The sequence below is a fragment of the Nocardioides sp. NPDC006273 genome (assembly GCF_040613495.1).
Taxonomy (GTDB): Bacteria; Actinomycetota; Actinomycetes; order Propionibacteriales; family Nocardioidaceae; genus Nocardioides.
The window spans coordinates 16,837-37,313 of sequence record NZ_JBEXSD010000046.1 but is presented as its reverse complement, the minus strand read 5'-3'; the positions used below and the strand labels follow the sequence as shown (position 1 = coordinate 37,313).

Genomic DNA, 20,477 nt, shown 5'->3' with positions numbered 1-20,477 from the left:
GTTTAAAGCGCTTCTCTGCGGGTACTCGAAAGGCACTTCCCCCATGGCACGGCCCGACGACACAGCCCCATGGCACCCACTGAGTCCCGGAAGGCAGGACGGATGAAGATCCTCGGCGTCAATGCTCTGTTCCACGATCCCAGCGCCGCGCTGGTCGTCGATGGCGTGACGATCGCAGCCGCCGAGGAGGAGCGGTTCTCGCGCCGCAAGCACGGCCATCGACCGGTGCCGTTCGCTGCATGGGAGCTCCCGGAGCAGGCGATCAGGTGGTGCCTGGCCGAGGCCGGTCTGAGCGCCGAGGACCTGGACGCGGTGGCGTACTCCTACGACCCGGCGCTCGCTCGCCCGGCCGACGCCATGGGCCTGGACGACCCGTGGGACGGGCTTCGGCAGACGTACGCCGCACATGCACCGACCTTCCTCGCCGATCTCCTGCCGGGGCTGGACCCGGCGGCGGTGCGCTTCGTGCCCCACCACGTCGCCCATGCCGCCTCCACGGCGCTGGCCTCCCCGTACGTCTCCCACGGCAGCGACGTGCTCGTCCTCGACGGTCGCGGTGAGTGCAACAGCCATCTCGCCGGCCGCTATGACGAGCACGGGTCGCTGACGACGTTCCACGCCCAAGAGCTCCCGCACTCCCTGGGGCTCCTCTACGAGGACCTCACCGAGCATCTGGGGTTCCTGCGCTCGAGCGACGAGTACAAGGTGATGGCGCTCGCCTCCTATGGAAAGCCGCGCTTCATCGACGAGCTGACCGAGCGGATCCGGCTCACCGGCCAAGGTGGGTTCCTCACCGAGAAGGTCGACTGGCGTTCGTTGGCGCCCCGGCTGGCTCCGGGCGCCGAGTGGACCCAGGACCACGCCGACCTCGCGGCGAGCGTGCAGCTGCGGCTCGAGGAGGTGCTCGTCGAGCTGGCCCAGCGGCTGCGGTCGCAGACCGGTGGCAGCCACCTGACGCTGGCAGGCGGGGTGGCGCTCAACTGCGTCGCCAACACCGAGCTGGTCGAGAACAGCGGGTATGAGGACATCTGGGTGCAGCCGGCCGCCGGAGACGCCGGGACGGCGCTGGGTGCCGCGCTGCAGGTCGCTGCCGACGGCGGGGATCGCCTCGTGCCGATGCCCGGAGCGGCCCTTGGCCGCGGCTGGAGCGACGAGGAGATCGAGGCGGCGCTGTGTACCGCCCGGATCGGCTACGAGCGGCCGGACGACCTGGCCGCGACCGTCGCCGAGACACTGGCCGGGGACGGGATCGTCGCGTGGTTCCAGGGACGCAGCGAGTTCGGCCCGCGGGCGCTCGGGCACCGCTCGCTGCTGGCACACCCGGGCCGCCCGGAGAACCTGGAGCGGCTCAACGACGTCAAGGGCCGCGAACAGTTCCGCCCGGTGGCGCCGATGGTGCTCGCCGAGCGCGCCGCGGACATCTTCGAGCGGGGGCCGCTGCCCTCGCCATACATGCTCTTCGTCCACGACGTCACCGCCGAGTGGCATGCGCTCATCCCGGCCGTGACCCACGTGGACGGCACCGCCCGGATCCAGACCGTCGATGCCGTCGACGAGCCGTTGCTGGCCCGGATGCTGAGCGAGTTCGAGGCACGCACCGGCCTGCCCGTCGTGGTCAACACCAGCCTCAACACCGCGGGCCGTCCCATGGTCGACTCACCGCGAGACGCGCTGGAGTGCTTCGGGTCGAGCCCGATCGACCTGCTCGCGATCGGGCCGTTCGTCGTACGCCGATCGGGGGCCTTCTCATGACCATCGAGACCACCATCGTCATCCCGACCCTGGGCCGGGCGAGCCTGTGGACGCTGCTGGACGCGCTCGCAAGCCAGACGGTGCCGCTGCACCGTCCGGTGATCGTGGTCGACGACCGCCCCGACGGCGACGACCTGGTCGTCGGTGACGGGACGATCGATGTCGAGGTGGTCCGCACCGGCGGCGGTGGGCCGGCCCGAGCCCGCAACATCGGCTGGCGTCACACCCGCACGCCCTGGGTCTCGTTCCTCGACGACGACGTGGTGCCCGACGTGTGCTGGTATCGCGACCTCATCGCCGATCTGCGCCTGCTCGAGGACTACCCCGAGCAGGAGATCGTCGGCAGCCAGGGGCGCCTGACGGTGCCGCTCCCCGGGGGCCGTCGCCCGACCGACTGGGAGCGTGGCACCGCGGGCCTGGAGACATCGGCGTGGATCACCGCCGACATGAGCTACCGGCGCGACCGGATCGCCGCGGTCGGCGGCTTCGACGAGCGCTTCCGGCGAGCGTTCCGCGAGGACGCCGACCTGGCCCTGCGTCTCGGCGCCGACCACGGCCGCATCGTCACCGGCAGCCGACACGTGACCCACCCGGTGCGGCCCTCCGACGACTGGGCGAGCGTGCGCGCCCAGGCGGGCAACGCCGACGACATCCTGATGCGGGTGGCCCACGGGCCTGGCTGGCACGAGCGGGCGCGGGCTCCCGAGGGGCGTCGGAAGGCTCACCTAGCCGTCACGGCCGCCGGAGCTCTCGGCGTCGCCGGTCTGCTCTCCCGGCGGCGAGGGCTCGCCACCACCGGGGCGATGGGCTGGCTGGCGGGCACCGCCGAGCTCGCCTGGCATCGCATCCTCCCGGGCCCGCGAACGGCCGACGAGATCAGGTGCATGCTGCTGACCAGCGCCGCGATCCCGGCGGCCGCGACCTGGCACCTGCTTCGAGGCGTACGTCTCCACCACGGCGCCAAGGCCTGGCGAGGAATCCCCGAGCTGGTCCTGCTTGACCGCGACGGCACCCTGGTCGAAGACGTGCCCTACAACGGCGACCCCGACCTGGTCCGCCCCCTGTCTGGTGCCCGCGAGGCGCTCGACCGGCTCCGGGCAGAAGGCGTCCGGCTGATGATCGTGACCAACCAGTCCGGCATCGGCCGCGGCCTCATCAGCGAGCAGCAGGCCGACGCCGTCGACGACCGTGTCGTCGAGCTGCTCGGCCCGTTCGAGGCCGTGCTGCGGTGCCCGCACTCCCCCGAGGACCACTGCGAGTGCCGCAAACCCGGTCCTGAGCTGGTCAAACGGGCGCTCGCCGACACCGGGGTCCATCCCGACCGCGCCCTGATGATCGGCGACATCGGCAGCGACATCGCCGCCGCGAGAGGTGCCGGCGTCAGCGCCTGCATGGTCCCGACGAAGCGGACCCGCCAGGAAGAGATCGACGCCGCTCCTCGCACCGCCGACGACCTCTCCGAGGCCGTCGAGCAGGTGATGGGAGGCGCGTGGTGAGGACCCTCGTCGTACGCCTGGACTCGATGGGCGACGTGCTCCTCACCGGCCCGGCGGTGCGTGCGATGGCCGCGACCAGCGACCACGTCACGATGCTGTGCGGTCCCCTCGGCCGCGAGGCAGCCGAGCTGCTGCCCGGGGTCGACGAGGTGCTGTGCTGGGAGGCGCCGTGGATCGTCGCCGACCCGCCGCCGGTCGATCCCGACGAGGTCGACCTGCTCCGCAAACGGCTCGAGGCGGGTCTGTTCGACCGGGCGGTCGTCCTCACCAGCTTCCACCAGTCGCCGCTGCCCGTCGCACTCGTCCTGAGGATGGCCGGCGTCGACCGTATCGGTGCGGTGAGCACCGACTACCCCGGCTCGCTGCTCGACCATCGGGTGCGGGTCGAGGAGGACATCCCCGAGGCCCAACGCTCGCTCGCCGTCGCCATCGCCTGCGGTGGCCGGCTCCCCGACGGTGACGACGGCCGGCTGGCGGTCCTCGGCCGCGGCCGACGAGGGTCGACGGGCTCGGAGCCGTACGTCGTCCTCCACCCAGGCACCTCGGCGCCCGCCCGCGCGTGGCCGGCGGACCGGTTCCGCGAGCTGTGCGGACGGCTGCGCGCCCTCGGGCTCGGTGTCGTCGTGACCGGCAGCCCTGCGGAGCGACCGCTGACCGCCTACGTCGCCGCGGAGGACGGCACGGATTTCGGCGGCGCTCTCGAGCTCGACGAGCTGGCCGGCGTGCTCGAGCGGGCCGAGGCCGTCGTCGTCGGCAACACCGGCCCGGCCCACCTGGCCGCTGCCGTCGGCACGCCCGTGGTGTCGCTCTACGCCCCGACGATCAGCGCCGAGCGCTGGGCACCCTACCGCGTCGACCGGGTGCTCCTCGGCGACCAGCACGCGCCCTGCCGCGACACCCGCGCCCGCGAGTGTCCCGTGCCCGGCCACCCATGCCTGACAAGCGTCACGCCCGAAGATGTCGTCACCGCGCTCGGCACCCTCGGCGTACGTCCATCCGAAACCGTGGGAAGGAGCCGCTGATGCGCGTCGCACTCGTCTCTGAACATGCCAACCCGCTCGCCGCCCTCGGCCGCGAGGACGCCGGTGGACAGAACGTCCACGTCGCGGCGCTCGCCGCGGGTCTGACCCAAGACGGCCACGAGGTGACCGTCTACACCAGGCGCGACAACGCCGGCTCCCCCGCCCGTGTCCGCACCGACGGCTATGTGGTCGAGCACGTCCCGGCCGGTCCACCTGCAGAGGTCGCCAAGGACGATCTTCTCCCCTACATCCCGGAGCTGTCCAGGCGGCTCCAGGAATCCTGGCTGAGCGATCCACCCGACCTCGTCCACGCCCACTTCTGGATGAGCGGGCTGGCCTCGCTCGCCGGCGTCCGAGAGCAGGGCGTGCCGCTGGTGCAGTCGTTCCATGCCCTCGGGTCCGTCAAACGCCGCCAGCAGGGCGACGCCGACACCAGCCCGCCCGAACGGATCCAGCACGAGCGCCGGCTGTGCGCCGAGGCCGACGCGGTCATCGCGACCTGCACCGACGAGGTCCGGGAGCTGCGCCGCCTGGGCCTTCCCGGCGACCGCGAGACGGTCATCCCGTGTGGTGTCGACACCGATCTGTTCCGTCCCGGTCCGGGCCGCCTCGCCGACCGGCTGCGGCTGCTCGTGCTGGGCAGGATGGTGCCTCGCAAGGGGATCGGCAACGCCATCGAGGCTCTTGGGCACCTCGTTCACGACGAGGGACTCGACGTCGAGATGGTCATCGCCGGTGGTCCGTCGCACACGGATCTCGACGCCGACCCGGAGGCGCGGCGGCTGCGAAAGGTCGCCCGACGCCACCGCGTCGCCGACCGCACGACCTTCCTCGGCAGCGTCGACCGTGACGACGTGCCCGGCCTGATCCGCAGCAGCGACATCGTGGTCGCCGTGCCCTGGTACGAGCCTTTTGGGATCGTGCCGGTCGAGGCGATGGCGTGTGGCCGACCGGTGGTCGGCACGGCCGTCGGCGGGCTTCTCGACACCGTGGTCCCGGGCGTCACCGGTGATCTGGTGGCACCGAGAGACCCTGTCGACCTGGCACGCGCGCTGGCCGCCCTGCTGCGCGACCCGGAACGCAGGTGGCGCTACGGCGAGGCCGGTCGGCGGCGCGCGGTCGAGCGGTACGACTGGCACCACGTCCTGGCTGCCACCGAGGACCTCTACGAGCGGCTTACCCGACCCGCCCGATCCACCGGTTCCGTCGATACGAAGGAGGCAGTCCGATGACAACGACCCCGTGCGCCCACGAGCACCTCGCCGAGCTGAGCCAGGCCCTGCGCAGATTCGACGGATGCGTCGACACCGCCGACGACTGGGGCGTACGCCTGGCCCCCGTTCTCGAAGACGGCGGCCGGCTTCTGGCCGCAGGCAACGGAGGCAGCGCGGCCCAGGCCCAGCATCTGACCGCCGAACTGGTCGGCCGCTACCGCGAGAACCGTGCGCCCTTCTCGGCGATCTGCCTCTCCGCGGAGACCTCCAGCCTGACCGCCATCGGCAACGACTATCCGCCCGATGAGCTCTTCGCTCGCCAGGTCGAGGCCCATGGCCGCCCCGGCGACGTACTCGTCCTGATGTCCACGAGCGGTCGCAGCGGCAACGTCCTGGCTGCCGCCCGCCGCGGGCGTCGGTCCGGGCTGCAGGTGTGGTCGATGACGGGTCCGGCCCCCAACCCGCTGGCCGAACTCTCCGACGAGCACTGCGCCGTCGACGCCCGCTACACCGCCACCGTGCAGGAGATGCACCTGGTCGCTCTGCACATCATGTGCGCGGCACTCGACCGCGAGCTCGGCGTCGGCACCCCGGCACGGGCGTCGGTCGAGGACTTGGAGGCCGCGCGATGAGCGTCCGGATGGTCGTGGTCGGCGACACTCTGCTCGACGTGGACGTCACCGGAGACGTACGCCGCCGGCTGCCGGAGGCGGACGCGCCGGTCATCGACGATCCCAGGGAGCGGCTACGTCCCGGCGGGGCCGGCCTGGCAGCGGCTCTCGCGGCAGCCGACGGTCACGACGTGGTGCTGGTGACCGCGCTCGCCGCCGACGCGGCAAGCTCGCGGATCCATGAGATGTGCCGCGACGCCGGCGTCAACGTCCTTGCCGTCCCTCAGGACGGCAGCACCCCGGTCAAACGGCGGATCATCGCCGACCAGCAGCCGGTCGCGCGGCTGGATGAGGGGGCGTGCGGCTCGATCGCACCTGTCCCGGCCGACGCGCTCGACGCGATCGGTGCGGCCGACGCGGTCCTCGTCTCCGACTACGGCCAGGGCCTCTCGAGCGTGGACAACCTGCGCAGCGCCCTGACGGGCATCGCCGCGACGACATCGACACCCGTGGTCTGGGATCCGCATCCGCGTGGGGCGGCCCCGACCCCCGGCGTACGTCTCGCCACCCCGAACCGAGCCGAGGCCGCCGGCTTCGTCGGTCGGGTCGCGAGCACGGATCCGAGCGACCACGCGGCCGCTCTGGTCGGCGCCTGGGGCGCCCAGGCCGTCTGCGTCACCGTCGGATCGGACGGTGCTGTCCTGGCCGAGCGCGACGCGGCGCCCCAGCTGATCCCGACCCAGCATGTCGGACCTCATGACACCTGCGGGGCCGGCGACCGGTTCGCGGCCACCGTGACGGCGAGCCTCGCCGGCACGGTGGCGACCGAGGCTGCCGTGAAGACAGCCGTCGAGGCCGCCGGGGACTTCGTGGCCTCCGGCGGTGCCGCGTCGTTCACACCCGTCGAACGGCGTACCGAGGAGCGTACGGTCGTCGCCACCGGCGGCTGCTTCGACCTCCTCCACGCGGGGCACATCGCCACCCTTCAGGCGGCCCGGCGCCTCGGCCAACGACTGGTCGTGTGCCTCAACTCCGACGAGTCCGTCCGCCGGCTGAAGGGCGAGGACCGGCCGCTCGTCCCCGAGCGGGACCGTGCCCGGCTGCTGGCGGCACTCGACTGCGTCGACGACGTGGTCGTCTTCGACGAGGACACCCCGGTGGACGTGCTCGCCCGGATCCGTCCCCACGTCTGGGTCAAGGGCGGCGACTACGCCGAGAAGGACCTCCCCGAGAGCGACCTGCTGGCCACCTGGGGCGGCCGGACGGTCGTGGTGCCCTACCACGACGGACACTCGACGACCTCCCTGATCGAGACCGCGAGAGCCACCTCGGTCTGATGAGGACGGCACTCGTCTATCGCGCGCTGGGGCTCGGTGACCTGCTCGCCGGGGTGCCGGCTCTGCGCATGCTCCGCCGGGCGCTACCACGCCACCGCATCGTGCTTGCCGCGCCCGCGGCCCAGACCCGGCTGATCACGTTCGCCGGCGTGGTCGATCAGGTCATCTCCACCGAGGAGCTCGCGCCGGTGGCCTGGACGGGTTCACCGCCGGATCTCGTGATCGACCTGCACGGCAACGGTCCTGCCTCCCGCGATCTGCTCCGCGACCTGGACCCGCGCCGGGTGATCGGCTTCGACCAAGGCGATGGGCCCGCCTGGGACCCGGCCGAGCACGAACGAGAGCGCTGGTGCCGACTGCTGGTCGAGACGCTGGGAGCCGAGGGCAGCCCGGACGACGTGCGGCTCCCGCGGCCCCCGGGTCCGGCGTCCCACACCCCCGCGATCCTCATCCATCCCGGCGCCGCCTCCGGGAGCCGTCGCTGGCCGCCCGACCGCTTCGCCGACCTGGCCACACGTCTGGCGATCACCGGAACCCCGGTCCTCATCACCGGGTCCTCGGGTGAGCACGACCTGGCCGAGGACGTACGCCGCCGGGCCGGCCTACCGCCCGAGGCGAATCTTGCCGGCACCACGGACCTGATCGAGCTGGCCGCCCTGGTCGACGACACCCACCTCCTCGTCAGCGGTGACACCGGCATCGCCCACCTGGCCTCGGCGTTCGCGACGCCGTCGGTGATCCTGTTCGGTCCCACCCCGCCCGCTCTCTGGGGTCCGCCGCCCGGCCCTCACATCGCCCTGTGGCGGGGCACAGACACGGGAGACCCACACGGCTCCCACCCCGACCCTGCCCTGCTGCGGCTGACCGTCAGCGAGGTCACCGCGGCCTCTCTGCGTCTGTTGCGCGAGCCGAGCGGGTCTCTTCCACCCACCGTGCCGTCCGCTTGAGTCCTTCCTCGAGCGACATCGTCGGCTCCCAGCCGAGCAGCAGCCTGGCCCGAGTGAGGTCCGGGCGGCGTACGTGCGGGTCGTCGGCAGGCAGCGCGACGTGATGGATGCTCGAGCTGGATCCGGTCAACTCGATGACCATGTGCGCCAGCTCGAGCATGGTGATCTCGTGGTCGTTGCCGATGTTGACGGGGCCGGACGCGTCGCCGCAGGCGAGCCGCAGCAGGCCCTCGACGGTGTCCTCGACCCAGCACAGCGAGCGCGTCTGGGAGCCGTCGCCGGCGACCGTCAGCGGGGATCCGCTCAGGGCCTGCCCGATGAAGGCCGGAACGACCCGGCCGTCGTCCAGGCTCATCCGCGGACCATAGGTGTTGAAGAGGCGCGCCACCCCGACGTCGACGCCGCGCTCGCGGGCGTAGGCCATCGTCGTCGCCTCCGCGAACCGCTTGCCCTCGTCGTAGACGCTGCGCACGCCGATCGGGTTGACGTGGCCCCAGTACTCCTCGTGCTGCGGGTGCATCTCGGGTTCGCCGTAGACCTCCGAGGTGGAGGTGAGCACGAACCGGGCGTTGTGGCGGGCAGCCAGCTCGAGGGCGTTGACCGTGCCATCGCTCGCCACCCGGAGCGTCTCGAGCGGGAGCCGCTGGTAGTGCACCGGAGAGGCCGGACAGGCCAGATGCATCACCAGGTCGACGCCACCAGGGTCCGGGATCGAGTGGCCGACGTCGGCGATGGAGACCGCGAAGCCCGGGCGGTGGAAGAGGTGCTCGATCTTGTCGGGAGAGCCGGTGAGCATGTTGTCGACGATCCACACCTGCGCCCCGGCGTCAAGGAGCCGCTCGCTCACCCACGAGCCGACGAAACCGGCTCCCCCGGTGACCACCACCCGAGCGCCCGACAATGCCTGCTCCCAGTCTTTCATCGCGGGTAGCCCTCGTTGCGCAGCATCACCACGGAGCTCTGCAGACAGGCCTCCTCAGGGAGCGAGACCGCGAACCGGATCAGCTCGGCAACGATCGTCGGGTCCATCATCCGCTCCGGCGGGAGTCCCCACTGGTCCATCATCGGCGTGGCCATGGCCGCCGGGTTGATCGCACTGACCCGGACCGGCCACTCCCGCTCGCGCGCCTCGGTCTGCATCACCTCGGTGAGCTTGAGCAGCGCTGCCTTGGACGAGTTGTACGCAGCAGCGCCCGAGCCCACCGTCAGCGCACTGATCGAGGCGATGCTGACGATATCGGCCACCGGCTGGGTCGGCCCGTCCTCGAGCGCGAGCCGGTGACGTACGAAGGCACGAGAGAGGCGCATCGGGCCGTCCACGTTGACACCGAAGACGCCGTGCCACTGCTCGTCCTCGATGTTGACCAGGTCGGACCCGCGGTCGGTGCCGGCGTTGTTGATCAGAAGATCGAACCGGGCACCGAAACGTTGAGAGAGGTCGGTGACGGTCTCATCGGCCGCTGAGGGTGAGGTGACGTCCAGCTCGACGGCCTCCGCCTCTCCCCGTCGTGGCTCTCCACGGATCAGCTCGACGGTCTCCTTTGCGGCCGCGGCATCCCGGTCGCTGGCGACGACGTAGGCACCGGAGCCGCTGAGCACGCGACTCGTCGCCCGTCCCAGGCCACTCCCGGCGCCGGTCACCAGCGCCACCCTGCCCTCGAGACTGTTTCTGCCGAAGGTCTCGTTCATGGTGTTCCTTCCACGTGTCTGTGCGTTCAGCTCCACCGGTACCCGTAGCGAGCCGCCGCAGCACCGCCTGCCGCTGATTCCCACCCGTAGGGGTGGTTGCGGGGGGCGGTGAGGCACACCCCGCCGGGTGAACTTCTCTTCGAAACCGTTGGTGCACCCTCGAGTCGGGCACTACCTGGACATGACGACGACGACTTTCGAGACAGACCTTCCCAGGGCCGAGCGACAGCGTCTGACCTCAGAGCTGTTGGCGAAGGCGCACAACGCCGAAGGAGAGGAGCAGGAGCGACTCCTCGAGGACGTGATCCTGCTCAACGCAGCGGTCGCACGCTCGATCGCTCACCGCTACAACGGCCGCGGAATCCCCCGCGCCGATCTTGAACAGGTGGCGTACACCGCGCTGGTCCGAGCGGCGAAGAGCTTCCACCCGGACCGCGCCGACGATTTTCTCACCTACGCGGTGCCCACCATCCGTGGTGAGGTGAAGCGCTGGTTCCGCGACCATGGCTGGACCGTCCGGCCGCCGCGACCGATCCAGGAGCTGCAGAGCACGTTGCTGCGGATCGGCTCCGAGCGGGGCAACCTGCCCACCTCCGAACTGGCCGAGATCGCCGACGTCCCGGAGCAGAAGGTACGCGAGGCGCTCGACGCACGCGGCTGCTTCACCCCCACCTCGCTGGATGCCCCGCTGCGGGCCGGCGACGCGCAGTCCTCGGGCGAGGCCACCATCGGTGACATGCTGCCCGGCATCGACGGAGGCTTGGCCGACTGTGAGACCCGACTCGCGCTGGAACAGGCGATCAAGACCCTGTCCCGACGTGACCAGCTCGTGGTGTGTCTCCGCTACCTCGAGGACCGCAGCCAAGCGGAGATCGGCGAGACCATCGGCGTGACCCAGACGCAGGTCTCCCGGATCCTGACGCGGATCATCGACGACCTGCGAGACCAGCTCGAAGGCGTAGGCATCGCCGCATGACCCGCATCCACGACGGGTACGGGACGAAGGCCGACCCAACAGATGAGGAGACTGGCATGACGTACTCAACGATCACCGGCGAGCGCGACGACACCGCGCAGCGCGCACTGTGGAACGGCACCCCGAAGGCCAAGTGGCAGGAGTCTTCCTGGGGCAAGCGGATCTCGGCTGTCGCCACATTCGTGGTTCCGGTCGCGATGGCTGTCGTCACCACCATGGTCCGCAAGAAGGGGACCGACGCAGTGTTGCGAAAGTTCAAGGGTGGAACGAAGAAGAAGTGAGGACAAAACCGCGATAGAGGGTCTCGACGAACGAGACCCTCTATCGCGCTTATCGCGTTGACGCGGACAAGACACCGGTCAGCGACCCACGGCCTTCTCGAGCTCGGCCTTGTTCATCTTCGAACGTCCCTCGACGTTCTTCTTCTTGGCCTCTTCGTACAGCTGGGCCTTGGTCCGCCCGCCCGAGCCGCGGTGGCTGCGTAAGCCACCGCGGCGGCTCGAGGAGATGTCCTCGGTCGAGGTGCGGCTGCTCTCGCGGGACTCACCCTTGCGGGCACGCTCCTTGTTCACCGTGCGAGCGGCGATCTCCTCGGCAGTGTCCTCGCTCTTGCCACTGTCGAGCGCACCTTCCTTGATGTGCTCGTACTGTCGCTCTCGCTTCTTGCTCCAGGCACGTTGCGGCATCTCAGCTCCTCCTTCTCGGCTGTTCGACGCGCTGGTCGTCATCGGCGACGCGCTTGTTCCGCCTGGCGTCGTAGAGCCAAGCGGCGACGGCGACCAGGACGACCATCACGCCGATCAAACTGAAGACGATCACTTGGGTGCTCATGGTCTTCCGGTACCCATCGGTGGCCTCGGCTACGCGGAAAGGACGACACGCATCCGGCGGACGATCCGAGCCAGTGCGCGGGAGATCTGGGCCTGGGTGGCGCCGAGGCGTTCGCCGATCTCGGCCTGGCTCAGGCCGTCCACGAACCGCAGCTGCAGGATCGTCCGGTCGGTCTCGTCGAGATAGCCCATCGCCTGCTCGACGATGACTCGCGCCTCCGCACGCTCGAAACCGGGGTCGGACTCCCCCATCTGCTCGAGCAGCTCGTCGTCCTCACCGCCAGGACGTACGCAGCGGGCCTGCTCGCGGAAGCAATGGCGGATCTCGCCGGTGGCCATCGGCACGGCATAGCTCAAGAACGCCCCTTGCTCGGGGTCGTAGCGGCGAGCGGCCTTCACGAGTCCGACTCGTGCGGCTTGGCGAAGGTCCTCGACCTCGACGCCGCGGCCGGCGTAGCGGGCGGCGAGGGAACGGGCCACCGGGAGGTGGCGTACGACCAGATCGTCCGGCAGCGAGGCGTCTTGCCGAGCCGGAGCCGGAAGCGGTGATGCCTGCGTCGTGTCCATGATCCGAGTCTGCGCCGTAGACCCTTCGCATCCCCAGGTCCGCGAAGAATTTGGCCCTCAGGGGTGGGGTTGCCCCCACGGCCACCCACCCCTGAGGGTTAGCACCGCGACCCCGAGTCCGTGCCGGGGCCACGGCCATCGGCGGCGGGACGTGGTGTCATCTCTCCGGCGCTTGGGCACGGAGAGCGTCACCCAGGCTGCTCCACCGATAGGTCTCCGGTAACCATCCGCGCCCCCACCGATGCACCCGACTCCGATGAATCGGCATCGGACGGTGCAAACCCATGAGTGATCGCCCAGCTGACCGCCTGGCTGCGGGTCGTCACGTCGATCTTCCGGTAGGCCTGTCGGATGTGGCTCTTGAGCGTGTTGGCGCTCACGACGAGCTTGTCGGCGATGTCCTTGTTCGACAGCCCTTGAGTGATCAGGGCGAGCACCTCGACCTCGCGAGTGGTGAGCCCAGCGACCGTGGCCAGCCTGTCCTCGTGCTCCCCGATCGGCTCGCCGGCCGCGGCGAGCTCGATGGTGCGTACGAGCTCACCGGCGTGCACGCTCATCGAGACCCACGCCTTCGCGCCCAGCGAGTAGGCTTTGGCGCGCAGATCGGGGCGCATGTCACGGCTGAAGATCAAGACCTGGGCGTCGGTCTCGCTCAACAGGAACTGAAGATCCGAGCCGTCGGTCAGGTGCAGCCCGAGGGTGTCGTAGAGGATCACGTCGACTCCCGGTGCCTTGGTGCGCACGGCCGGAAGCGCCGTCACCACCAAGTGGTCCGGATAGTCCGCGAGCATGGTGGTGAGCCCCCGCATCACAACTTCCTGCGGGCTGACCACCGCTACCCGCACAATCCCCGTCTTCATCACATCTGAACCTTCTCAGACCCACGGTCACTTGGACAGGTGTATGGGTCGAACACGCCGTGGGTACCAGGCCTGATGTCCGTACAGAACCCGAGACAGGAGCGAACATGTCCCATGTCACCGAAGTCCTCAAGAAGGCCTCGGAACTTCCTGAGGGGGACGTGGTCCGGATCCTGCTGCAGCAGCACGCCGGCATCCGGCAGCTCTGCGCCACGGTGGGGAGCTCGACCGGCCAGGCCAAGCGTCAGGCGTTCGACGACCTCCGTGTCCTGCTCGCAGTGCACGAGACCGCCGAGGAGTTCGTCGTCCATCCGGTCGCCTCGGTCCATGGCGGCGAGACGCTCACCAAGGCGCTCGTCGCCGACGAGAAGGAGGCCACGGAGATGCTGGCCCAGCTCGAGGAGGTCGGCGTCGACAGCCCCGAGTTCGACGCGACCTTCCCGATCTTCCAGATCGCGGTTGAGCAGCACGCCGAGGAGGAGGAGCGGGTCGAGTTCCCAATGCTTCTCAGTGAGCTCGACGAGACCGCCCGCCAGGCGATGGGCAAACGGCTCTCGGCGACCGAGCGGGTCGCGCCGACCCGTCCCCACCCAGGCACTGCCGGCTCCGTGCCCAAGCAGCTGGCCGCGATGCCGTTCCACTCCGTCGTGGACCGCGTCAGGGACGCGCTGAGCCGCACCTGAAGTGGCACAGTGGATGCTGAGCGGCACCGACGACATCATCGAAGCCTTCAGATGGGAGCAGAACCATGGTCGAGAAGGAAACCAAGGACCCCGTGACCGGCGCTGACGAGAGCACGGAGGCCCCGATCCCCTTCCCCACCCCGGAACGGGTCGAAGAGGAGGGCGAGGAGCGCGATCCCCGGGACGAGACCGCGGAGGAGACGTTCCCCGCCAGCGATCCGCCGTCCAGCTGGGCGGGCCCGGAGGACCCGCGCGACAGCTGAACCCAGCGACCGCTGACCTCAGGCCAGGCCCCGACGCTCCAGCAGCGGAGCGATCGGGGCCGGCCTCCCCCGCCACTTTGCGTAGGACTCCAGGGGATCCCCGGTGCCACCGATGCCGATCACGTAGCGGACGTACGTCTCGCCGTTCTCCCGGGTCAGGCCGCCGTTCTCCTTGAACCACGCGACCGTGTCGGCGTCGAGGACCTCGGACCAGATGTAGGAGTAGTAGGCCGAGGCGTAGCCGCCGAAGATGTGCTTGAAGTACGCCGTGTAGTAGCGCGAGCGCACCGCCGGGTTGTCCAGGCCGACAGCCGAGAGCGCGGCCGCCTCGAACTCCTCCACCGCCTCCGGCGAGGTCGGCACCTCGTCCGGGGCCAGCTCGTGCCAGGCCAGGTCGATGAGCGCGGCGGCGAGATACTCCGAGGTCGCGAAACCCTCGTTGAACGTGGCGGACGCCTCGAGCTTGCCGAGGACGTCGGCCGGGATCGGCTCACCGGTCTCGTGATGGACCGCGTAGTTGGCCAGCACCTCGGGCCAGAGCATCCACATCTCGTTGACCTGGGACGGGTACTCGACGAAGTCGCGGTAGACCGACGTCGCCGCGAACCGCGGGTAGATGGCCCGGGCGAGCAACCCGTGGAGCGCATGGCCGAACTCGTGGAAGAGGGTGTTGACCTGGTCGAAGGTCAGCAGGGTCGGCTCCCCCGGCGCCGGCTTGGGCACGTTGAGGTTGTTGGTCACGATCGCGGACGGCTCGCCCAGCAGCGTGTTGGCGGTGACGTAGGAGTTCATCCAGGCACCGCCCTTCTTCGAATCGCGGGTGTAGAGGTCGAGCAGGTAGAGCCCGATCGGCTCCCCGTCGCGGGCGACCTCGAAGATACGTACCTCGGGGTGGTAGCCCTGCAGGTCGGGCCGCTCCTCGAAGGTCAGCCCGTAGAGCCGGCCGGCGGCGAAGAAGACACCGTCGCGCAGCACCCGGTCCGCCTCGAACCACGGCCGCAGCACGGCCAGGTCGACGTCGTACTCCGTGGTCCTGACCTTCTCCGCGTGGTAGGGCCAGTCCCAGGCTTCGATCTTCCCGCCTGCCGACGCCTCCAGGGCGGCCTGCTCAGCCCGGGCATTGCGGGCAGCCGGGGCGGCGAGCCGCTCCAGCATGTCGCGGACAGCCTTCGGCGTACCGGCCGTGTTGTCGGCCGTCACCAGGCCCGCGTAGTTGTCGAACCCGAGCAGCCGGGCCTTCTCGGCCCGCAGCCGCAGCGCGTCGAGCGCGATGGCGCGGGTGTCGTTGGCGTTGCCGCGGGAGCCGCGCGCGAGCTGCGCCTCGAACAGCCGCTGCCGCAGCTCCCGGTTCTCCAGCACGGACAGGTAGGGGTGGGCGGTGAACAGGGTCAGCGTGATCAGGAACTTGCCCGCCAGCCCTCGGCCTTCGGCTGCCGCCGCAGCCGCCGAGATCTCTCCCGGGGTCAGCCCGGCGAGCTCCTCGACGGTGTCGACGACCACGGCGAGGTCGTTGGAGTCGGCCTGCGCGGCCTGCCCGAACGCCGCCTCCAGCCCGGAGATCTCCTGGTTGAGCTCGCGAAGCCGCGCCTTCTCCGCGGGACCCAACGCGGCACCCGCGAGCACGAAGTCGCGGTGATAGCGCTCGACCAGATAGCGGTCCTCACCCTCCAACTCGGCCCGCTTCTCATGGACCGCGTTCACCCGGGCGAAGAGCGCGTCGTCGAGGAGCATCGCGTCGTGGTGGGCCGCCAGCCGAGGAGCGTACGCAGCGTTGAGCTCGTCGAGGTCGTCGTCGGAGTCCGCGGAGAGCAGCGAGAAGAAGACCCGCAGGACCCGGTCCAGCCGCTCGCCGGACCGCTCCAGGGCGACCAGGGTGTTCTCGAAGGTCGGCTCGTCGGTGGACGAGGTGATCGCGGCCAGCGCCACCAGCTGCTCGGCCATCCCCTGCTCGATCGCCGGGCCGTAGTCGTCGATCGAGATGTCCGCGAAGCGGGGCAGTCGGTGGGGCAGGTCGCTGGGCTCGAGTAGGGCGTCGATCATGCCGCCAGCTCCGTTGAGGAGTGCGGAGAATACGCAACTGGCGGCATTCGGCTGATTGTCGTTCGCTGGCGCTCACTCATGCCGCGCACGCTATCTGACACAGCGCGAGGTCGTCTCCGCGATATCGGCTAGGTTGGCGCCATGTCCGACTTCGATGACCTGCTAGCCGCGAATCAGACCTACGCCGAGACCTTCGACGACGGTGGCTTCGACGGTGTCGCCCATGCCGGTGTCGCGATCGTGACCTGCATGGACTCTCGTATCGAGCCGCTCGCCATGCTGGGACTGGGCCTGGGCGACGCCAAGATCTTCCGTAACCCCGGTGGCCGGGTAACCCCGCAGGCGATGGAGGCCCTGGTGCTCGGCGTGCACCTCCTCAACGTCAAGCGCATCCTGATCGTGCCCCACACCCGCTGTGCCGTCGCCTCCAACACCGAGGCCGCGCTACGTGCCAAGATCGCCGAGTCTGCCGGCCAGGACGCGTCCTGGCTCGACCTGACCGTCGTCGTCGACGACCAGGCCCGCGCGCTCGCCGAGGACGTCGCCAAGGTCCGCTCGCACCCGTTCGTCCCTGAGGACGTCAAGGTCGGCGGGTTCATCTACGACGTCGACACCGGGCTGCTCAACCAGAAGATCTGAGCCTCGAAAAGACGTGCGCCTCAACCACACATGAGCAACAGTTGGGGCGTGAGCCTCACCGACCAGCCACCGCACGACCCCGCGCCGCGTGAGATCGCCGCCCAGGCGATCGACCTGCACAAGACCTACGGCAAGGACGCTGCGGAGGTGCGTGCGCTCGACGGCGTGAGCCTGGATCTCTACGCCGGGGAGTTCACCGCGATCATGGGCCCCTCGGGCTCGGGCAAGTCGACGCTGATGCACTGCCTGGCCGCACTCGACAAGCCCACGACCGGCGAGGTGGTGGTCGGCGGACGCAAGCTCGGCCGGCTGCGCGACCGCCGCCTCACCGAGCTGCGTCGCGACAAGATCGGGTTCGTCTTCCAGGCGTTCAACCTGGTGCCGACGTTGACCGCGCAGGAGAACATCCTGCTGCCGCTCTCCCTGGCGCGGAAGAAGCCGGACCCGGGGTGGTTCGACCAGGTCATCGACACGGTCGGCCTGCGACCGCGGCTCGGCCACAAGCCGAGCGAGCTCTCCGGTGGGCAGCAGCAGCGGGTCGCCTGCGCCCGGGCGCTGGTCTCCAAGCCCGACATCGTCTTCGCCGACGAGCCCACCGGCAACCTCGACTCCACCTCTGCCGCCCAGGTGCTCGGCTTCCTGCGCCACAGCGTCGACGATCTCGGCCAGACCATCGTCATGGTCTCGCACGACCCGGTCGCGGCCTCCTATTGCGACCGGGTGATCTTCCTCGCCGACGGCCGCGTCGTCGACGAGCTGGCCAAGCCGAGCCGTGAGCAGATCCTGGCCCACATGGCCGACCTGCAATCGCGGGCGATGGGGCTGGCACCGATCGGCGAGGGCGCTTGAGGGTGAACGAGCGTCAGCGAGTGAACCAAACCATCGGCACGCCGCCACGTCCGTATCCTGGTGCTTGCGCAACGGAGGTGGCGGCGTGCTCCGGCTGACGCTGCGCAACCTCGCCGCCCACAAGGTGCGCCTGCTCATGTCGACCCTCGCGATCGTGCTGGGTGTGGCGTTCCTGGCCGGCGTACTCACCTTCTCCCACGGGCTGGACCGCACCTTCTCCGGGATCATCAGCGGCTCCACTCCCGACGCTCAGGTGCGCCCGGCCAGCAGCGCCAGCGCCGCAGAGTCGGCCGCCCGTCCTGGCGGCGGCAGCGAGGCGATGCTGAAGCCGGAGGCCATCGAGAGGCTGCGTACGCTGCCGGAGGTCGCCCGCGCCGACGGAGTCGTCCAGGGCTCCGGGCTCTACGTGCTCGACACCGAGGACAAGCTGGTCAGCAGCTCCGGAGCGCCGACCCTGGCGTTCAACCACACCGGCTCCCGCAACCTGCTCGGCGAGCCGATGCTCGAGCTCGAGGAAGGAAGCTGGCCGACAACCGAGAAGGAGCTCGTCCTCGACGGAGCGACCGCGGAGAAGGCCGGCTACCGAGTGGGCGACTCGGTCACCCTCATCGCACCCCAGGGCGAGACCCGGCGCAAGGTCACCCTCACTGGCACCGCTGCCTTCAACGGCGGCGGCACCGCCGGCGCCCAGCTGCTCGTCTTCAGCACGGCAGGCGCCCAGAACCTGTTCACCGAAGGGAAGGACGTCTACGCCGCCGTCTCTCTGACCGCAGCCCCCGGCGTCAGCCAGAAGGAGCTCGTCGAGGCGGCGAACACGGTCGTCCCGGAGGGCTTCGAGGCCGTCACCGGCGACAAGGTGGTCGCGGAGTCCGAGGACGCCATCGGCGACTTCCTCGACGTGATCTCGGTCTTCCTGATCGTCTTCGCGGTGATCGCGGTGATCGTCGGTGCCTTCATCATCGTCAACACGTTCTCGATCCTGATCGCCCAGCGCTCGCGTCAGCTGGCGCTGCTGCGCGCCTTGGGTGCCTCGCGTCGCCAGGTCACCGCCTCGGTGCTCTTCGAGGCGCTGGTGATGTCGCTGATCGCGGCCACCATCGGCGTCCTCGCCGGCTGGGGGCTCGCCCACGGCCTGGCCGCCGCCTTCCGCCAGGCCGGGCTGGAGATCGCCTCCGACGTCCTCGTCCTCACCCCGCGCACCATCTGGATCTCCTACGCCGTGGGCGTCCTCGTCACGCTCGCCGCCGCCCTGCTCCCCTCTCGCCGGGCTGCGAAGGTCCCGCCGGTGGCGGCCATGCGCGAGGACACCCAGCCGCCCGCCAGATCCACCGCCCTGCGTACGTCGGCGGGGCTCGTTCTGCTGGCCGTCGGCCTCGGGCTTGCGGCGATGCCACGGATCGGGATCCCCGGGATCAGCCTCCCCGGCGGCTTCGAGGTGCCCACGAGCCCGGCGCTGTGGGTCGGCGTCGGGGCCGGTGTCTCGATCCTCTCGGTCGCCTGGATCAGCGCGTTCCTGGGCCGTCCGGTGCTGGCGGCGCTGCGTACGCTGTCCGGGCTGGCCTTCGGGATGACCGGCAAGCTGGCCGGCCAGAACGCGATGCGCGACCCACGGCGCACCGGCGCCACCGCCTCCGCGCTGATGATCGGGCTCGCGCTCGTCTCCCTGATCGGGGTGCTCGCCGCCTCGATGAACGCCTCCATCAGCGACGTCGTCGAGGAGGAGTTCAAGCCCGACCTGATCGTGCAGAGCCCGACCTTCACCCCGTTCCCGGCCTCGATCGGCGACGAGATGGAGAAGGTGGAGGGCGTCGCCACCGTCTCCCGTGCCCAGGTGGCCCAGGCAGTCCTCGGCGAGCTCGACCTGGAGAACCCGAAGAAGAACGAGCCCGCGTTCCTCTTCGGTGTCGACGAGCACATGTCGCGGATCTACGACCTGGACGTCCTCGAGGGCAGCAACGACGTCAAGCCCGGTCAGGTGCTGGTCACCGAGGAGACCGCGACGGAGCACAAGTGGCAGCTCGGCGACCGTATCGACCTCACCTTCCGCAGCGGCCGCCAGCTGCAGCCGCAGATCCGCGGGATCATCGCCGAGACCCAGGTCACCGGAGACATCACCGTGCGCATCGAGGACCTCGTCGAGGCGAAGGTGCCGCGCGAGGACGCCTCCCTCAGCATCCTGCTCGCGCGGGGCGCCGACCCGGCCGTTGTCCACGAGCGCCTCGACGAGCTCGTCGCCGACCGGCCGGTGGTCACGGTGCAGGACAAGGAGGAGTTCGCCGAGTCGATCAAGGGGCAGGTCAACCAGCTGCTCTACATGATCTACGGCCTGCTCGCCCTGGCGATCGTGATCGCCGTGATCGGCATCGTCAACACCCTCGGACTCAGCGTCATCGAACGCACGCGTGAGATCGGGCTGCTGCGCGCCATCGGGCTCTCCCGCGGGCAGCTGCGCCGGATGATCACCCTGGAGTCGGTGACGATCGCGGTGCTCGGCGCGGTCCTCGGGCTCGCCCTCGGGGTGCTCTTCGGGGTGCTGCTGCGCGACGCGCTGCGCGAGGACCTCACCAGCCTGTGGGTGCCGCTCGACCAGCTGGCTGTGTTCTTGGCGGTCGCCGTGGCCGTCGGTGTCCTGGCCGCTCTCGTCCCGGCGATCCGCGCGGGAAGGCAAGACGTCCTCGAGGCCATCGCCACGGAGTAGCCTG

General features: G+C 70.1%; 21 protein-coding genes. 14 read left to right on the top strand and 7 right to left on the bottom strand.

The genetic code is table 11. The features are described from left to right. Positions 1-69: 69 nt before the first annotated feature. Genes ABZZ22_RS19075 through ABZZ22_RS19045 form a run of 7 tightly spaced genes read left to right on the top strand, consistent with a single transcriptional unit; the run spans position 70 to position 8,379 of the window. Positions 70-1,752: a carbamoyltransferase C-terminal domain-containing protein gene (locus ABZZ22_RS19075; RefSeq protein ID WP_354934230.1), complete on the top strand. Its 1,683-nt coding sequence runs from the start codon at positions 70-72 to the stop codon at positions 1,750-1,752. Beyond that, entirely contained in the window at positions 1,749-3,248 is a 1,500-nt protein-coding gene (locus ABZZ22_RS19070) for an HAD-IIIA family hydrolase (RefSeq protein WP_354934227.1), read from the top strand. Before ABZZ22_RS19075 ends, ABZZ22_RS19070 begins: the two co-directional genes overlap by 4 nt. Continuing rightward, positions 3,245-4,270 carry a glycosyltransferase family 9 protein gene (locus tag ABZZ22_RS19065; RefSeq protein WP_354934224.1) on the top strand — a complete coding sequence of 342 codons (1,026 nt, stop codon included), beginning with the start codon at positions 3,245-3,247 and terminating at the stop codon, positions 4,268-4,270. Before ABZZ22_RS19070 ends, ABZZ22_RS19065 begins: the two co-directional genes overlap by 4 nt. Further along, positions 4,270-5,502: a glycosyltransferase gene (locus ABZZ22_RS19060; RefSeq protein ID WP_354934221.1), complete on the top strand. Its 1,233-nt coding sequence runs from the start codon at positions 4,270-4,272 to the stop codon at positions 5,500-5,502. Before ABZZ22_RS19065 ends, ABZZ22_RS19060 begins: the two co-directional genes overlap by 1 nt. Beyond that, entirely contained in the window at positions 5,499-6,116 is a 618-nt protein-coding gene (locus tag ABZZ22_RS19055; RefSeq protein WP_354934218.1) for an SIS domain-containing protein, read from the top strand. Before ABZZ22_RS19060 ends, ABZZ22_RS19055 begins: the two co-directional genes overlap by 4 nt. Then, positions 6,113-7,432: a D-glycero-beta-D-manno-heptose 1-phosphate adenylyltransferase gene (rfaE2, locus tag ABZZ22_RS19050; RefSeq protein ID WP_354934215.1), complete on the top strand. Its 1,320-nt coding sequence runs from the start codon at positions 6,113-6,115 to the stop codon at positions 7,430-7,432. The genes ABZZ22_RS19055 and rfaE2 overlap by 4 nt, the downstream gene beginning before the upstream one ends. Then, a complete protein-coding gene (locus ABZZ22_RS19045) occupies positions 7,432-8,379 on the top strand; it encodes a glycosyltransferase family 9 protein (protein ID WP_354934212.1) in 948 nt (315 codons plus the stop codon). Before rfaE2 ends, ABZZ22_RS19045 begins: the two co-directional genes overlap by 1 nt. Here the strand turns inward: ABZZ22_RS19045 and ABZZ22_RS19040 are convergent. Continuing rightward, complete coding sequence (locus ABZZ22_RS19040) at positions 8,309-9,301, bottom strand: UDP-glucuronic acid decarboxylase family protein (RefSeq protein ID WP_354934209.1); 993 nt, start codon at positions 9,299-9,301, stop codon at positions 8,309-8,311. The genes ABZZ22_RS19045 and ABZZ22_RS19040 overlap by 71 nt on opposite strands. Continuing rightward, the gene (locus ABZZ22_RS19035; RefSeq protein WP_354934206.1) at positions 9,298-10,068 is read right to left on the bottom strand and encodes an SDR family oxidoreductase; all 771 of its coding nucleotides are present in this window, start codon (positions 10,066-10,068) and stop codon (positions 9,298-9,300) included. Before ABZZ22_RS19035 ends, ABZZ22_RS19040 begins: the two co-directional genes overlap by 4 nt. A gap of 181 nt (positions 10,069-10,249) precedes the next feature. Here ABZZ22_RS19035 and ABZZ22_RS19030 point away from each other — a divergent pair, with 181 nt between their 5' ends. Both ABZZ22_RS19030 and ABZZ22_RS19025 read left to right on the top strand, forming a co-directional pair. After that, positions 10,250-11,044 (top strand): sigma-70 family RNA polymerase sigma factor, encoded by a 795-nt coding sequence (locus tag ABZZ22_RS19030; protein WP_354934203.1) that lies wholly within the window; start codon positions 10,250-10,252, stop codon positions 11,042-11,044. Positions 11,045-11,100: 56 nt separating this feature from the next. Beyond that, positions 11,101-11,325: a hypothetical protein gene (locus ABZZ22_RS19025; RefSeq protein ID WP_354934200.1), complete on the top strand. Its 225-nt coding sequence runs from the start codon at positions 11,101-11,103 to the stop codon at positions 11,323-11,325. A 78-nt stretch (positions 11,326-11,403) separates the two neighbouring features. Here the strand turns inward: ABZZ22_RS19025 and ABZZ22_RS19020 are convergent, their stop codons facing one another. The 4 genes from ABZZ22_RS19020 to ABZZ22_RS19005 form a co-directional block, all read right to left on the bottom strand. After that, positions 11,404-11,730: a plasmid stabilization protein gene (locus tag ABZZ22_RS19020; RefSeq protein ID WP_354934197.1), complete on the bottom strand. Its 327-nt coding sequence runs from the start codon at positions 11,728-11,730 to the stop codon at positions 11,404-11,406. 1 nt (position 11,731) lies between these two features. Beyond that, complete coding sequence (locus ABZZ22_RS19015; protein ID WP_354934194.1) at positions 11,732-11,875, bottom strand: hypothetical protein; 144 nt, start codon at positions 11,873-11,875, stop codon at positions 11,732-11,734. Positions 11,876-11,904: 29 nt separating this feature from the next. After that, a complete protein-coding gene (locus ABZZ22_RS19010; RefSeq protein ID WP_354934191.1) occupies positions 11,905-12,441 on the bottom strand; it encodes a sigma-70 family RNA polymerase sigma factor in 537 nt (178 codons plus the stop codon). A 188-nt stretch (positions 12,442-12,629) separates the two neighbouring features. Continuing rightward, positions 12,630-13,301 (bottom strand): response regulator transcription factor, encoded by a 672-nt coding sequence (locus tag ABZZ22_RS19005; protein WP_354934188.1) that lies wholly within the window; start codon positions 13,299-13,301, stop codon positions 12,630-12,632. A 107-nt stretch (positions 13,302-13,408) separates the two neighbouring features. Between ABZZ22_RS19005 and ABZZ22_RS19000 the strand changes: the two genes are divergently transcribed. Both ABZZ22_RS19000 and ABZZ22_RS18995 read left to right on the top strand, forming a co-directional pair. After that, a complete protein-coding gene (locus ABZZ22_RS19000) occupies positions 13,409-13,984 on the top strand; it encodes a hemerythrin domain-containing protein (RefSeq protein WP_354934185.1) in 576 nt (191 codons plus the stop codon). 65 nt (positions 13,985-14,049) lie between these two features. Next, positions 14,050-14,247, top strand: coding sequence for a hypothetical protein (locus tag ABZZ22_RS18995; protein WP_354934182.1), 198 nt, complete (start codon positions 14,050-14,052; stop codon positions 14,245-14,247). Positions 14,248-14,265: 18 nt separating this feature from the next. On the opposite strand, the gene ABZZ22_RS18990 is transcribed toward ABZZ22_RS18995, so the two are convergent. Further along, entirely contained in the window at positions 14,266-16,287 is a 2,022-nt protein-coding gene (locus tag ABZZ22_RS18990) for a M3 family metallopeptidase (RefSeq protein WP_354934179.1), read from the bottom strand. Positions 16,288-16,428: 141 nt separating this feature from the next. Between ABZZ22_RS18990 and ABZZ22_RS18985 the strand changes: the two genes are divergently transcribed. From ABZZ22_RS18985 to ABZZ22_RS18975, 3 genes are all read left to right on the top strand, one after another. Beyond that, complete coding sequence (locus tag ABZZ22_RS18985) at positions 16,429-16,926, top strand: carbonic anhydrase (RefSeq protein WP_354934176.1); 498 nt, start codon at positions 16,429-16,431, stop codon at positions 16,924-16,926. A gap of 48 nt (positions 16,927-16,974) precedes the next feature. Further along, on the top strand, positions 16,975-17,775 hold the full coding sequence (locus tag ABZZ22_RS18980; RefSeq protein ID WP_354934173.1) for an ABC transporter ATP-binding protein: 801 nt from the start codon (positions 16,975-16,977) through the stop codon (positions 17,773-17,775). A gap of 85 nt (positions 17,776-17,860) precedes the next feature. Next, complete coding sequence (locus tag ABZZ22_RS18975) at positions 17,861-20,473, top strand: FtsX-like permease family protein (RefSeq protein WP_354934170.1); 2,613 nt, start codon at positions 17,861-17,863, stop codon at positions 20,471-20,473. Positions 20,474-20,477 lie beyond the last annotated feature (4 nt).

Excerpts from the sequence above, each read along its gene's own strand:
- rfaE2 (WP_354934215.1), top strand. The coding sequence starts at position 6,113 with ATGAGCGTCCGGATGGTCGTGGTCGGCGACACTCTGCTCGACGTGGAC.
- ABZZ22_RS19045 (WP_354934212.1), top strand. The coding sequence starts at position 7,432 with ATGAGGACGGCACTCGTCTATCGCGCGCTGGGGCTCGGTGACCTGCTC.
- ABZZ22_RS19075 (WP_354934230.1), top strand. The coding sequence starts at position 70 with ATGGCACCCACTGAGTCCCGGAAGGCAGGACGGATGAAGATCCTCGGC.
- ABZZ22_RS18990 (WP_354934179.1), bottom strand. The coding sequence starts at position 16,287 with ATGATCGACGCCCTACTCGAGCCCAGCGACCTGCCCCACCGACTGCCC.
- ABZZ22_RS18995 (WP_354934182.1), top strand. The coding sequence starts at position 14,050 with ATGGTCGAGAAGGAAACCAAGGACCCCGTGACCGGCGCTGACGAGAGC.
- ABZZ22_RS19055 (WP_354934218.1), top strand. The coding sequence starts at position 5,499 with ATGACAACGACCCCGTGCGCCCACGAGCACCTCGCCGAGCTGAGCCAG.
- ABZZ22_RS19040 (WP_354934209.1), bottom strand. The coding sequence starts at position 9,301 with ATGAAAGACTGGGAGCAGGCATTGTCGGGCGCTCGGGTGGTGGTCACC.
- ABZZ22_RS19070 (WP_354934227.1), top strand. The coding sequence starts at position 1,749 with ATGACCATCGAGACCACCATCGTCATCCCGACCCTGGGCCGGGCGAGC.
- ABZZ22_RS19010 (WP_354934191.1), bottom strand. The coding sequence starts at position 12,441 with ATGGACACGACGCAGGCATCACCGCTTCCGGCTCCGGCTCGGCAAGAC.
- ABZZ22_RS19035 (WP_354934206.1), bottom strand. The coding sequence starts at position 10,068 with ATGAACGAGACCTTCGGCAGAAACAGTCTCGAGGGCAGGGTGGCGCTG.
- ABZZ22_RS19000 (WP_354934185.1), top strand. The coding sequence starts at position 13,409 with ATGTCCCATGTCACCGAAGTCCTCAAGAAGGCCTCGGAACTTCCTGAG.
- ABZZ22_RS19030 (WP_354934203.1), top strand. The coding sequence starts at position 10,250 with ATGACGACGACGACTTTCGAGACAGACCTTCCCAGGGCCGAGCGACAG.
- ABZZ22_RS19025 (WP_354934200.1), top strand. The coding sequence starts at position 11,101 with ATGACGTACTCAACGATCACCGGCGAGCGCGACGACACCGCGCAGCGC.
- ABZZ22_RS19005 (WP_354934188.1), bottom strand. The coding sequence starts at position 13,301 with ATGAAGACGGGGATTGTGCGGGTAGCGGTGGTCAGCCCGCAGGAAGTT.
- ABZZ22_RS19060 (WP_354934221.1), top strand. The coding sequence starts at position 4,270 with ATGCGCGTCGCACTCGTCTCTGAACATGCCAACCCGCTCGCCGCCCTC.
- ABZZ22_RS19015 (WP_354934194.1), bottom strand. The coding sequence starts at position 11,875 with ATGAGCACCCAAGTGATCGTCTTCAGTTTGATCGGCGTGATGGTCGTC.
- ABZZ22_RS18985 (WP_354934176.1), top strand. The coding sequence starts at position 16,429 with ATGTCCGACTTCGATGACCTGCTAGCCGCGAATCAGACCTACGCCGAG.
- ABZZ22_RS19020 (WP_354934197.1), bottom strand. The coding sequence starts at position 11,730 with ATGCCGCAACGTGCCTGGAGCAAGAAGCGAGAGCGACAGTACGAGCAC.